7 protein-coding genes are annotated in these 13,251 nt (G+C 59.5%); 2 read left to right on the top strand and 5 right to left on the bottom strand.

Annotated features, from left to right (window positions below):
• Positions 1 to 67 precede the first annotated feature (67 nt).
• Complete coding sequence (locus Mal15_RS17620; protein WP_147868969.1) at positions 68 to 1,183, bottom strand: MotA/TolQ/ExbB proton channel family protein; 1,116 nt, start codon at positions 1,181 to 1,183, stop codon at positions 68 to 70.
• A 13-nt stretch (positions 1,184 to 1,196) separates the two neighbouring features.
• Positions 1,197 to 3,095 carry a tetratricopeptide repeat protein gene (locus tag Mal15_RS17615; RefSeq protein WP_147868968.1) on the bottom strand — a complete coding sequence of 633 codons (1,899 nt, stop codon included), beginning with the start codon at positions 3,093 to 3,095 and terminating at the stop codon, positions 1,197 to 1,199.
• Positions 3,096 to 3,577: 482 nt separating this feature from the next.
• On the opposite strand from Mal15_RS17615, the gene smc reads away from it, so the two are divergent.
• Positions 3,578 to 7,174: a chromosome segregation protein SMC gene (gene smc / locus Mal15_RS17610; RefSeq protein ID WP_147868967.1), complete on the top strand. Its 3,597-nt coding sequence runs from the start codon at positions 3,578 to 3,580 to the stop codon at positions 7,172 to 7,174.
• A 103-nt stretch (positions 7,175 to 7,277) separates the two neighbouring features.
• On the opposite strand, the gene Mal15_RS17605 is transcribed toward smc, so the two are convergent.
• On the bottom strand, positions 7,278 to 8,711 hold the full coding sequence (locus Mal15_RS17605) for an IS4 family transposase (protein ID WP_147866711.1): 1,434 nt from the start codon (positions 8,709 to 8,711) through the stop codon (positions 7,278 to 7,280).
• A gap of 780 nt (positions 8,712 to 9,491) precedes the next feature.
• Here Mal15_RS17605 and Mal15_RS17600 point away from each other — a divergent pair.
• Positions 9,492 to 10,925, top strand: a complete 1,434-nt coding sequence (locus tag Mal15_RS17600) for an IS4 family transposase (RefSeq protein ID WP_147866711.1) — start codon at positions 9,492 to 9,494, stop codon at positions 10,923 to 10,925.
• 99 nt (positions 10,926 to 11,024) lie between these two features.
• Here Mal15_RS17600 and tnpA read toward each other — a convergent pair whose 3' ends face one another.
• Both tnpA and Mal15_RS17590 read right to left on the bottom strand, forming a co-directional pair.
• Positions 11,025 to 11,471 (bottom strand): IS200/IS605 family transposase, encoded by a 447-nt coding sequence (gene tnpA / locus Mal15_RS17595; RefSeq protein ID WP_147868965.1) that lies wholly within the window; start codon positions 11,469 to 11,471, stop codon positions 11,025 to 11,027.
• Between the two features lie 531 nt (positions 11,472 to 12,002).
• Positions 12,003 to 13,016, bottom strand: a complete 1,014-nt coding sequence (locus tag Mal15_RS17590; protein ID WP_233902859.1) for a TIGR03009 domain-containing protein — start codon at positions 13,014 to 13,016, stop codon at positions 12,003 to 12,005.
• Between the last annotated feature and the right edge of the window lie 235 nt (positions 13,017 to 13,251).

Genomic DNA, 13,251 nt, shown 5'->3' with positions numbered 1-13,251 from the left:
GGCAGAACGATGGAGATAGCAATGCAGAATGATGGGGAGGTGACCGTCCGGACGCCTGTCCCACACCTCAGGCTGCTTTACGTCGTTTGTTTCGCGTCGCTCCGCCGTTTTCTTCGAGTCCTTCGGCGGAAATGCAATCAATCACGCGTTGGCACAGCCGTTCGATCTCGCCCAGGTAGCGATCCGATTTGCTGCTGAAATACATGTAAGCCAGGTAGGCCGGGATGGCGACGGCGAGTCCGCCGGCGGTGGTCATCAATGCCATGCTGATTCCGCTGGCCAAGGTCTCCGGGCGTCCGATCGAACTCTGGTCACTGATCACTTCAAAGGCGTCGATCATTCCGATCACGGTTCCCAGCAACCCGATTAATGGCGCGACGTTGCTGATCGCGTGAAAGACGCGTAGGTATTTCCGCAAGCCATCGGACACGCGGTCGCCCGCGTCCAGCACCGCTTGTTCGATTTCGAACATCGGGCGTCCCCAACGGCGCAGTGCCGCTCGAAAGACTTCGCTGACCGGACAGTCAAACTCTTTGCACAATTCGGTCGCTTCGTCATAGCTGAGCACGCCGTCTTCAACGCATTCGGTGAACCGCTGCACGAACGGGCGGGGGATCACGCGTCCACGCCGAAGTGCAACCAGACGTTCAAACGACAGCGACAACACGACCAGCGAACAGATCGCCAGCGGCATCATCAGCCATCCGCCCGACATGACCTTGCCGATCAACGCGGGCGTTTGAAACCAGCCGGCTTCGGCGTCGTCCTCGGCGCTACCCTCGGCCCCGATCTGTTCCGTCGCCGGCCCCGTGGCGGGGACGGCCGGGATGCCGCCCTGCAGCGCCGACGCCTGACCTTGGCCTGTTCCCGGTTGCATCGCGGTGCGAAACGCAGGTTGTCCCGGTGTCGCTGAGTATTGGGGTTGGTTGCCATATCGGCCATTTTGAAATTGCCCGCCGTACTGGCTGGCCGGAATCTGGCCGGCCGAGAATTGCGGCTGGGCGACCTGAGCTTGGGCGGTACTGATGGTGGACATCCACCACAACACGCCGATCGCCAAAACGGCCACGGGCAACACGTGAGAAATCAACCCGGCCAGTCGTCGCGGTTGTCGTGGCGGGCGAAGTTGAACGGTGGAACGCTGCTTTCGGGGCGATCGTTGGCGGCTTGCAGAATCTGTCATCGGTTGGCGTGGTTCAGCGTCGCAAAATTGGGGAATCGAAAGACGCATCGTCGGAAGGGGAGCCGACGGGGGGGCGGCCGCTTGGTGATCGTTTGCCCGATGACCGACGCACCCCTGGCAAAACGGCCATCCGGCGGCGTGCTTCGGTCGCGTACGAACTGTCGGCGAAACGGCCCAGCAGTGCTGAGTAGCAATCTCCGGCCTCGCGTGTCAGCCCCAATTGCTCAAACGACTTGCCGGCTTGAACCAGCGACGCGGCAACATAGGGGCCTCCGGGATCAAGCCCTTCGACCTTGCGGTAGTTCTCGATCGCTTCGGTCAACTGGCGCTGCATCAAGTGGGTTTCTCCGATCATCCACTGGGCACGCCCACGCAAAGCCGGTGTGGCGTCTGCGCTGCGGACGACTTTTTCATACAGCGATCGGGCGGTTGCGAAGTCGACTTGCCGGACCGCCAGATCGGCCGCCAACAAATCCACCAGCGCGGTTTGAATTCCTGCAGCGTCTGCTTCGGCTCCCTCCAAGGCGACTCGGACGCGGTCCAGTCGGCGCACCGCTTGGGCGACGTCCGCGTGCGCGACCGCCGATTCGGCACAGCGAAGCAGCGTCGCGAAGTCGGTCGCGGCATGATGGTCGACGACATAGGCCCACCATCGGGCTGCCCTGAGGGATCGGCCGGTTTGCGTTAACGCTTCGGCAAACAGCCGGTCGACGTGCGCCGTTCTGCGTTCGTCCTCCACTTCCAGGTCCGTCGATTCTGCAGCCAACGCCAGCATCGACCAGCGGCCGGTTCTGCCAGCCCAGCGGCACGCCGACTCGCGTGCCATCTTGCTCGCTTGCGTGAGGTCTCCGGAAATCAACGTCGCCGCGATCTGTTCGGCAAAACCCGCGTTTCCCTCTTCGACCGCGTCGTGCAACAAGACTGCCACTCGCTGCCCCGTTTCGTCCGCCGCAGCCAGTCGTTTCAAAAGCTCATCGAATCGTGGCGGCGGCAGTGAGGGGCCGGCAAAGAGTAACGCCCGGCCGACCAGTTCGGCGGACCATTGCCCCGGCTGACCCTGCCGGACCACCCAGTGAATGAGAATGTCCCACAGCGGCGACGTCCGGTCGGGTGGATTCGAGGGGAGTGTCTCCAACACCAGCTCATCGGCGCGACGGCTCCGCGGCCAACGCGAAAGAAAATCCGCGATCGCGAGTTCGACTTGTCCGGCGTCATCGCCCCGCTGCAGGCACGTGATTCGCATCCCTGCGGCGCTCGCTGCGTCGGGATGCGTGGGATACGCGTCGAGAAACTGTTTCAAACGTCTCGCCGCCTCGGCCGTCCGGTCGGGCTGCATCGCGGTCGCCCAGCCCAGACCCAGCATCGCCAAGGCCCGGTCCGTGTCGACCGTATCGCCGTTGGCTTGCCGAAAGTGGTCGACCAGCTTGCGGTACAACGCTTCGGCGTCGGCCGGCCGTTGCTGCGTCAGTGCCTGCCAGGCCGTTCGCATCGCCAGCTGGATCAGCGGCTGCAGATGACTCGCCGGCAGCGGGGACGCGCCGTGATTCAATTCGTCGAAGGCAGGCAGCAGCGTCGTCGCCACCAATTCGTCCTGTTTTCCGGCCGCGAAATGACTGGCCGCCGACGTTCGAACCAGCAGACGCCGGTTGACCGATTCGGGCGTCGGGGCGTGTTCCGCGAGCGATTGGATTGCTTTCAAATAAAGATCGTCGAGTTGATCGGAATCCAACTGTCCCTGGGCCGCGCGTGCCAATAGCACAAAATCGACGGACAGATCCGCATCCGACTGACCGTCGAGCTGAATCAGCAGTTCGGCCGCCTCCGAATACCTGCCGCCGTCGCGCGCCTCGCGGGCCTGCTGGAGCGTCGGTTCGGCGGGGGCGGCGGTAGCGAGGGGGGCGTATAGAACCAAAATTGACGCGAGGATGAACGTCAGGGCGAGCAACCGCGAAGCGGCTGTCGCGTGAGCCTTCCCTCCGCCGTGCTCGACCCTTCCTGGGGGAGGACTGGTTGGCTGGACGGTTTCACCCCGATTTAGATGGATTGTGAATCGCCGCACGACCATCGCTAACGTCGCCAGAAGGTCGATCCCTAACGCTTTCCATGCTCTGGCGGGCGTCGCGACGCCATTTTCGGCCCCGCAGTGCGCAGCGCTCCCCCCTGGCCGTCTGTCCAGGCCTCGGCTCGGTTCGGGTTCGGGGGATCGGATTTGCATGTCGGCCGGTATAATCGGAAGAACCGGGGTTACCGAAAAAGTCGGCGAAATCGCAAGCCGAATTCCACCTGTGTGGGCCGCCGATCACGTGGTTTGGCGGCAAACCAGCTATCCCCGCGGACCGGTTTTATCTACTCTTAAGGAGTCGATTCCCCCGGACTTTCTTGCCCTGACCGCGTATGCTCAAAGCTCTCGAACTCGCCGGCTTCAAAAGCTTTGCGGATCGTACGCGCTTTGATTTTCCCGACGGGATCACGGTGGTCGTCGGCCCCAACGGCAGTGGAAAGTCGAATATCGTCGACGCGATGAAGTGGGTGCTGGGGTCCCAAAGCGCTAAAAGTCTCCGCGGTAAGGAGATGTCGGATGTGATCTTCAAGGGGTCGCAGACCCGCCCGGCGGCGGGTGCAGCGGAGGCCACCATCGTGTTCGACAACGCCGACGGCAATCTGCCGGTCGACGCCCCGGAAGTCCATGTGACCCGCCGCGTGTACCGCAGCGGCGAAAGCGAGTACCTGATCAACAAGCAATCGGTGCGGCTGAAGGACGTCCGGGATCTGATCCGCGGCACGGGAATCGGCATCGACGCGTACAGTTTGATCGAGCAGGGCAAGGTCGATCGGATGTTGCAGGCCAACGCGAAGGATCGCCGCGCGATCTTCGAGGAGGCAGCGGGGATCAGCCGGTTCAAAGCAAAGAAGCTGGAGGCCGAGCGGCGGCTGGCTCGCGTCCAATCTAATCTGACCCGACTGAGCGATATCGTCGAGGAGGTCGGAACGCGATTGCGAAGCGTCCGCAGCCAAGCGACCAAAGCCGAACGCTATCGCCAGGCAAGCGAGCGACTGAAAGAGTTGCGGACCGTTGTGGCCTGGAACGACTGGACGAACTTGCACGAAGAGGTCGACAAGTGTGACGCCGAGTTGGAGGTCGCCAGCGAACAGTTAAAGAAGCTGCAAGCCGAGCGCGAGGAGCTCTCGACGCGTCGCCAGGCAGCTGATCTTCAGCTACAGAAGATCGCCGATTCCGCCCAGGGGCTCGAAGCCGAGCGGCGTGAATCGTTGGGGCGGATCGCGACGCTGGAAGGCCGCAAGGATGCCGATCAATCGTCGGTGACCGACGTGCGGTTTTCGATTTCCCAATCGTTGCGCCGAGTCCGTGGACTGCGATCCCAGGCCGAGAAGGCGGCAGCGGAGCTTGCCGATGCATCGGCCCGCGTGGCGGCCAGCGAGCAAGAGTTGGAATCGGTGCGTCAGCGGAGCGCGGAAGTTGAATCGCAGCGTGACAAGATCCAAGCGGAAACCGATGGAATCGTCCAGCTCCGCGACACGACTCAGCGGAACCATTTGGCGGCGTTGCGCAAAGTCGCCGAGTTGGAATCACGTCGCGAGCGGATTCAATCCCGGCTGTCGGAATACGGTCGCTTGTTGGTCAATCTGACCAAACGGGTCGCCGAAGCATCCGAGGCGCTGCAGACCGCCCAGTCGGACGACGCCGAGTGGGCCAAACGCGTCGAGTCGCTGAAGCGGACGATCGAATCGGCGGTGGCAGATGTTCGCGCGGCAGAAATCAAAACCAATGAACACCGCCGCAACCTGGACCGTCGCAGCGGCGAGACGGCGGCCTTGCGGACCCGCTTGGAAGGCGTGCGGCAGCGGTATTTGGTACTCGAGGATCTGCAGCAACGACACGAGGGTGTCTCCGGCGGCGTGCTGGGTGTGTTGGATCAGGTCTCGGCGCCTGGTCATCCGTTGGTCGATTCGGTCGAGGGCATGGTCGCGGATCTGGTGACCGCCAACACCGACATCGCCCCAATGATCGACGCCGCCCTCGGCGAGCGATCGCAGTATTTGGTCGCCCGGTCGGGTGACTTGGCCGACGCAATTTGTAACGGCACCGTCCAGGCCGACGGTCGCGTGGGGATCATTCGCAGCGACCTGTTGCCTGAACCGCCGAAAGAAAACCGCATCCAGCTGGAAGGGTTGCAGGGGGTGATCGGTCGCGCGGACCGCGTGATCGATTGCGAGCCCGAGCAGGTCAAGTTGATCAGTCACTTGCTTTCGTCGACTTGGTTGGTCGAGGACCTCCAGACCGCGCGAACGGTCAAAAAGTTCAGCGGCCCCGGGCAGCGGATCGTGACCCGCAAGGGCGAAGTTCTTGAAAGCGATGGCACGATGGTGGTCGGTCCGGCGGCATCGGCGACCGGACTGGTCAGTCGACGCAGCGAGCTGAACGCTGCGGCCGAAGAGATCGAACACTACACGTTCAAGATCTTTGAAAACGACGAGGCGATCACGGAACTGGCGAAGCTGGTCGACACGCACGCGAGCGAGCTTGGACGTTTGGAGATCGCACATCGCAACCTGGTCACCGAGCTGGCCGCGGCGGAAGCCGAACGGCGGCACGCGGGCGAGCGTCTGGCGGCGACCCGGGCGACGCATGACGCGATCGCGTTAGAAGTCCAGTCGACCCAAGCCGAACAAGCTCAGGCGAAGTCGGACTCGGAACAGCTGGCCCAAGAGATCATCGACAACCGACAAATCGTCGAGCAGTTAGAAAGCGAAGCCGCCGAAATCGAAGAAACGCTCTCGGAGACTCAACAGGCTCTGCAGTCTGCGATCGGTGCCGTGATGACCGTTTCCGTCGAAGTGGCCCGCGCCGAACAGAAGCACGAGGCGCTTGTTGCGACGATCGAGCAGCAGCGCCGTGACCAAGTGCAGCGCGAGTCGGCGGTCGGTGAAGCCCAGGCGGCTGCCGATGCCGGATACGCCCGCTTGGCCGAATTGAATCAGCGGATCGAGCAAACGCTGGAGGAACTGGCGGCGCTGACTGTCCAGAGTGATCGTCAGGAGAAGGAGCTTCGGGAGTTGGCCGCCAGTGCCGAAGCCGTTCGTGAAGCGAGTCGCGAGATCACGCAAGCCAGCGACGAAGCGATCAAGGGTGCGGCCAAGGCCAGCGAAGAAGTCCACGCGATCACCAGTCGCCGGGACGCCGCGAAGTTGCGTTTGGTCTCACTGGCCGAACGGATCCAAGAGGATTATCAGATCGACTTGGAAAACGACGATCCACCCGAAGAGCTCGCGGAAATCGAAAACCGCGTCGCAATCGACGACGAAATCAACCGGCTGCGCGATCAGTTGCAACGCACAAGCAACGTCAACATGGAAGCGCTCGCGGAATTAGAAGGGCTGCAAGAACGCTATGATCATTTGAGCGGGCAATACGAAGACCTGTCCGCGGCCAAGGACTCGCTGCAGCGGATCATCGGACGCATCAATGCCGACAGCCGCCGACTGTTCCTGGACACACTCGAAGCGATCCGCCAGAACTTTCAAAAGCTGTATCGAAAATCCTTCGGCGGCGGACACGCCGACTTGGTGTTGGAGGAGTCCGAAGATCCGCTCGAAGCCGGCGTCGAAATCGTCGCGACGCCTCCGGGCAAACCCAGCTTCAGCAACTCACTGCTGTCCGGTGGTGAAAAAGCGTTGACGGCGGTCGCTTTGTTGATGTCGATTTTCCAGTTCCGTCCCAGTCCGTTCTGTGTCTTGGACGAAGTCGATGCCCCGTTTGACGAAGCGAACATCGGTCGCTTCGTCACCGTGCTGAACGAATTCCTGGATCACAGTAAATTCGTCGTGGTCACCCACAGCAAGAAGACCATGACGGCGGCAACCACGCTGTACGGCGTCACGATGCAAGAGTCGGGCGTCAGCAAACGCGTCTCGATCCGATTCGAAGACGTCAGCGACAACGGCGAAATCAGCGAAGGGGAAGCGGCATAGGGCCGTAATCGCCGTTGCCCGCATGACTGTGTCGGCCTTCCAGGCCTGCGCGCTTCAAGTTGCCCCGGATCCGGTGGCTCACGCCCTCGTTGTTATACACAATTCATTCCCCTGATCTGGTTGCATTTGGACCAAAGCTTCGCCAACAACTACTGATGTCGTAGAGTCGTTCCATGCCGCGCATGACCGTATCGGTGCCAGGCTCGTCATGTCGTGGTCGGTCGATGTAGCCGCCAAGCCGAGCGATCATGCGGACGATCTCCTTCAACGTCGGTGGTTTCTTTGGCGGATCTTCCCCGGTGACGATCTTGTATACCGGCTGCCATTCGTCGGCTACGAATACTGCTTCACAGCTGACGTCTGGACATTCGCGACCGATCCGCACGCTGTAGAACGTTCGCCACGCCAAGATCATCGAAACAGCGAGACAACGCTCGAATCGTTCGATCTTTTCAAACCGCTTTGCTTCGATGCGAGTGCCTGATTTGAGAGTTCGGAAGAATACTTCGATCAACCAGCGAATGCAGTAGTAAGACAACACCAGCTCAATCTCTTCCTTGTTCGAAATCGGCATATTGGTCAGCAACAGCCAACTGATAGGCGTATCCCCTTCAGGCGGATCGATCTCGTGAGCCCAAATCGCGTTGACTTTCGTGGGCCGTAGGTGTCGATCGGGCCGATAGGGGTTCTTCAGTGTCAGCGTCGTTGCACGCACCTCGAGTTCGCATTGGCGTGCCTCTCGCGGTTGATTGCGTGCTCGTTTGTCACAGGCTAACTTGGGTTGGTGCGAACGAATCGTTATCGCTTTGGTGTAGCGTACTTTGCTCGCGGCGAGTTTTTCATGCAGATTTCCTGATGGCCGACCGTGCTGATCAACGATCGAACGGTCATAGCAACTGCGAATAATCCACCAAAAGTTCTTTGGAGAATCGGAATTACACTCGATGACTTCAAAGATGTCCGCTTCGCTGTCAGCCACGCAGACAACTTGCGTTTCGGGGTGCTCGCTAGCGATTAACTGTGCTTCGCGGTGGTTTTCAAGCCATCGCAGAGACTCCTTCTCTTCAATCGGCACTTTCTTTCGATCATCGGCTTTTGACGGACCTTCCTCGCGAGTCCAAAGTTCCGCTGCAACGGTTCCTAAGGGCGTGCCGGTGGGAGTGAACGCCATCAGCGGGTGAAGCAACTCGCCGTAGCGTGAACTGCCATCTAGCGGACCGGCCCCTTCTACTTGCGTGTTAGGTTTCGTCAAATCCAGTTCCGTCGTATCGTGAGCCAAGATGACAACTTCTTGCTCAGCAAGACGCTTATAGCAGGCATCTATATGGGGCGCTAAAATGTCCTCAAAGCAGATCGCATCGTTATCAAAAAGTCGGTAGGCTGCCGTTGTTTCGTTGTGTCCTGCGCCGACTGCAGCAGGAATGCTCTTGCTCGGCAAACCAGCCATGGCGGAGAGCACTTCGGCAAGTCGTTCATTTCGTCTCTTGTCGCCAAGATCCACCGTTTCTAATTCGTCAATCACCCATTGGCTCACCATCGCAAACACTCCGTTGCTACCTGTCGTGCACCTGAACTCCCTGTGAGCAACAGTTTGAGCGATTTCGCGAATCAATACATCATCAAAAATTTGTGTATAACAACGAGGGCTCACGCCACCGGCAGACACTGTGTCAGCCCTTCGGGCTTGGGCATGCTGTAGCCAGTTGTGTAAGCCACAGTCAGCGGCGCAGGAGAAGGCTGGCGCGACGGTCGCCGTTGGGCATGAGGCCCGGAGGGCCGGCAGAGTGTTTGCCGGCGGCGTGAGCCGCCGGGGTAGGGGCCTGTTATTTATGGAGGCCCGGAGGGCCGGCAGAGTGTTTGCCGGCGGCGTGAGCCGCCGGGGTAGGGGCCTGTTATTTATGGAGGCCCGGAGGGCCGGCAGAGTGATTGCCGGCGGCGTGAGCCGCCGGGATAGGGGCCTGTTATTCATGGAGGCCCGGAGGGCCGGCAGAGTGCTTGCCGGCGGCGTGAGCCGCCGGGATAGGGGCCTGTTATTCATGGAGGCCCGGAGGGCCGGCAGAGTGATTGCCGGCGACGTGAGCCGCCGGGGAGCGGGCCTTTTACTTATTGAGGCCCGGAGGGCCGGCACAGTAATCCCCGTTGCCCGCATGATTGTGTCGGCCTTCCAGGCCTGCGCGCTCCAAGGTGCCTCTTTTCCGGTGGCTCACACCCTCGTTGTTATACACAAATTTTTGATGATGTATTGATTCGCGAAATCGCTCAAACTGTTGCTCACAGGGAGTTCAGGTGCACGACAGGTAGCAACGGAGTGTTTGCGATGGTGAGCCAATGGGTGATTGACGAATTAGAAACGGTGGATCTTGGCGACAAGAGACGAAATGAACGACTTGCCGAAGTGCTCTCCGCCATGGCTGGTTTGCCGAGCAAGAGCATTCCTGCTGCAGTCGGCGCAGGACACAACGAAACAACGGCAGCCTACCGACTTTTTGATAACGATGCGATCTGCTTTGAGGACATTTTAGCGCCCCATATAGATGCCTGCTATAAGCGTCTTGCTGAGCAAGAAGTTGTCATCTTGGCTCACGATACGACGGAACTGGATTTGACGAAACCTAACACGCAAGTAGAAGGGGCCGGTCCGCTAGATGGCAGTTCACGCTACGGCGAGTTGCTTCACCCGCTGATGGCGTTCACTCCCACCGGCACGCCCTTAGGAACCGTTGCAGCGGAACTTTGGACTCGCGAGGAAGGTCCGTCAAAAGCCGATGATCGAAAGAAAGTGCCGATTGAAGAGAAGGAGTCTCTGCGATGGCTTGAAAACCACCGCGAAGCACAGTTAATCGCTAGCGAGCACCCCGAAACGCAAGTTGTCTGCGTGGCTGACAGCGAAGCGGACATCTTTGAAGTCATCGAGTGTAATTCCGATTCTCCAAAGAACTTTTGGTGGATTATTCGCAGTTGCTATGACCGTTCGATCGTTGATCAGCACGGTCGGCCATCAGGAAATCTGCATGAAAAACTCGCCGCGAGCAAAGTACGCTACACCAAAGCGATAACGATTCGTTCGCACCAACCCAAGTTAGCCTGTGACAAACGAGCACGCAATCAACCGCGAGAGGCACGCCAATGCGAACTCGAGGTGCGTGCAACGACGCTGACACTGAAGAACCCCTATCGGCCCGATCGACACCTACGGCCCACGAAAGTCAACGCGATTTGGGCTCACGAGATCGATCCGCCTGAAGGGGATACGCCTATCAGTTGGCTGTTGCTGACCAATATGCCGATTTCGAACAAGGAAGAGATTGAGCTGGTGTTGTCTTACTACTGCATTCGCTGGTTGATCGAAGTATTCTTCCGAACTCTCAAATCAGGCACTCGCATCGAAGCAAAGCGGTTTGAAAAGATCGAACGATTCGAGCGTTGTCTCGCTGTTTCGATGATCTTGGCGTGGCGAACGTTCTACAGCGTGCGGATCGGTCGCGAATGTCCAGACGTCAGCTGTGAAGCAGTATTCGTAGCCGACGAATGGCAGCCGGTATACAAGATCGTCACCGGGGAAGATCCGCCAAAGAAACCACCGACGTTGAAGGAGATCGTCCGCATGATCGCTCGGCTTGGCGGCTACATCGACCGACCACGACATGACGAGCCTGGCACCGATACGGTCATGCGCGGCATGGAACGACTCTACGACATCAGTAGTTGTTGGCGAAGCTTTGGTCCAAATGCAACCAGATCAGGGGAATGAATTGTGTATAACAACGAGGGCTCACGCCACCGGCAGACACTGTGTCAGCCCTTCGGGCTTGGGCATGCTGAAGTTGCTGGTGAACGCAACAGGGCGCATTCAGTCAAAGACATAGCGTGGGTCATATTCAATGCCATGATTCTTCAGCATGGAGAGGTATTCGTCTTCGAAGTTACGCCTTGCATGGTGTTGCATTTGTTTGTCGATGTAGTCAAAAACAGCCTGTCGCATCGATGAGCTGACGGTGAATGCTCCATAGCCGTCTTGCCACTGAAATTTCCTCGTGCACCACTTGTTGTCGTTGATATGTTTGCTTGTGTTGGACTTAACGCGACCGACAAAGTCCGCGACACAGACTTTTGTTGGAATCCGAGCGAGCAGGTGCGCGTGATCATAGAAGCCATTGATATTCAATGCGTTCCCGCCGAGGTTCTTGGCAACACCAGACATGTAAGAAAACACGTCGTCTCGAATCTTGTCGCTGAGATACCGGCGCCGTTCCTTCACGCTGAAAACGATGTGATAGAGCAGTTGGTGATGGCTCATTGAATGCCCTCTCGAACAGGCTGTAGAAGAGAAGAAGAGGCGAGAGGGCTGGATCCTAGGGCAATGAGAACGCGCTGGCAAGGATTTTGAATTCGCAGCATGCGAGTTGGGCGACTGCAGGCCTTGTGCGGGCACGAGGCCCGGAGGGCCGGCAGAGTGCTTGCCGGCGGCGTGAGCCGCCGGGGTAGGGGCCTATTATTTATGGAGGCCCGGAGGGCCGGCAGAGTAATCCCCGTTGCCCGCATGACTGTGTCGGCCTTCCAGGCCTGCGCGCTCCAAGTTGCCCCAGATCCGAGGGCTCACGCCACCGGCAGACACTGTGTCAGCCCTTCGGGCTTGGGCATGCCGCAGGCTGTTGTGTAAGCCACAGTCAGCGGCGCAGGAGAAGGCTGGCGCGACGGTCGCCTATGCCGGGCGGGGAGGCCCGGAGGGCCGGCAGAGTGCTTGCCGGCGGCGTGAGCCGCCGGGATAGGGGCCTGTTATTCATGGAAGCCCGGAGGGCCGGCGCAGTATCGTCCGGTGCGCGTAAGCCTAGCGCTGCGGCGCTGCAGGGGCGCCCGGTTGGCCTTGGGCGATTTGAGGGGGCATGAAGTTCTGCCGCGTAATCTCCCAGTTGGACGGCGGCTTCTTGGGAATGAAGTTCCCCATGAACTGCTGCAGCCCCGCGCCGATCGCGTTTCGCTTGACGTCTTTGAACTCATAGTGGTCCCACTGTGGCGCCAACTTCTCATGAAAGTTTGGTGCGTACATGATCAACACCTCGGGCTCAAAGGCCGCACTCAAGACGACTTGCACCATCTTGTACTGGGCGCGGTCTTCTTGCAGCTTGGGCCACGCCTGGATCAGAAACGTGTTGGGTTTTGGTGATGGTTTCAGCGTCACCCAGTAACGCTGCTTGATCTTTTGCGCGTCCAAGTTGAAGACGAACGGCAACGGGCTGTTGAAGATCTGTTGGCCCTGCATGTTCGGTGGCAGTGTCTGCACATTGCATTTCTTTTCACCGCGATCATATTCGATCAACTCCACGCCGTTGCAGACCCAATACTCACCGAACTTGTTGGGGTTCGGGCCGTATTGGGGCTTTCCGTTTTGCATGCCCTTGTAAAACATCATGCTGTCAACGCGGAACAGGCCCTTGTCAGGGTTCGCGTACTTGATTTCACCCTCGGCCTTGTGCGCGTGGACCCCCGCGGGAGCCGCCATCAGATCAAAGTGCCAGCGTTCGAACTTGCATTCCAGGGTGTTGGTGCCTTGGCTCTGCGTTTCCCACGCCTTCAGTACTTGGTCCAGTTGTGCTTGTTGTTGCGGGGTCAGCGGAGGGAAGGGGTGTTGCGCCGGCGCGGCCGCTTGGGCTCCACCGCCGGCGGCCTGCTGGGCTCCGGCCGGTTGCCCGAGGGTGACCGGCGCGCTGATCAGGCAGCCGATGATCGCCGCACCAAACCATCGAAATGTGGGGCGATGGTCGCGAAAACCGATCCCGTCGTCGTCCTTCCTGTTGTGTTGGTACGTCTTTCCCATGGCCAGCGGCACCATCCTTGGAGTCATTGATTGGTCAATCCGTTTGACAAGAGCCGCGTCAAAACCTGCGGCAGCTGGCGGTTGTAGCAAGTCCTGTCGCTCTGGAGAAAGCCGGATTTAAACCCGCCACGCAGATTTGCGGTCCCTGGCGGCAATGCTAGCAAGGGGTTTTCGAGATTCCGATTGATCCGGTCATGAGTGACGCGTCGGATGGCCGATGACAGAAAAGAATCGGGCTGCGCAGAGTTTGAGTGTTGAGGTT

Origin of the sequence: Stieleria maiorica (assembly GCF_008035925.1) — a bacterium.
GTDB lineage: Bacteria > Planctomycetota > Planctomycetia > Pirellulales > Pirellulaceae > Stieleria > Stieleria maiorica.
This window is presented reverse-complemented; position numbering and strand designations above follow the sequence as displayed.

What these genes read in the sequence shown, in the direction of transcription:
- Mal15_RS17620 (WP_147868969.1), bottom strand. Translation starts at nt 1,183, where the DNA reads ATGACAGATTCTGCAAGCCGCCAACGATCGCCCCGAAAGCAGCGTTCC.
- smc (WP_147868967.1), top strand. Translation starts at nt 3,578, where the DNA reads ATGCTCAAAGCTCTCGAACTCGCCGGCTTCAAAAGCTTTGCGGATCGT.
- Mal15_RS17605 (WP_147866711.1), bottom strand. Translation starts at nt 8,711, where the DNA reads ATGGTGAGCCAATGGGTGATTGACGAATTAGAAACGGTGGATCTTGGC.
- Mal15_RS17600 (WP_147866711.1), top strand. Translation starts at nt 9,492, where the DNA reads ATGGTGAGCCAATGGGTGATTGACGAATTAGAAACGGTGGATCTTGGC.
- tnpA (WP_147868965.1), bottom strand. Translation starts at nt 11,471, where the DNA reads ATGAGCCATCACCAACTGCTCTATCACATCGTTTTCAGCGTGAAGGAA.
- Mal15_RS17590 (WP_233902859.1), bottom strand. Translation starts at nt 13,016, where the DNA reads ATGACTCCAAGGATGGTGCCGCTGGCCATGGGAAAGACGTACCAACAC.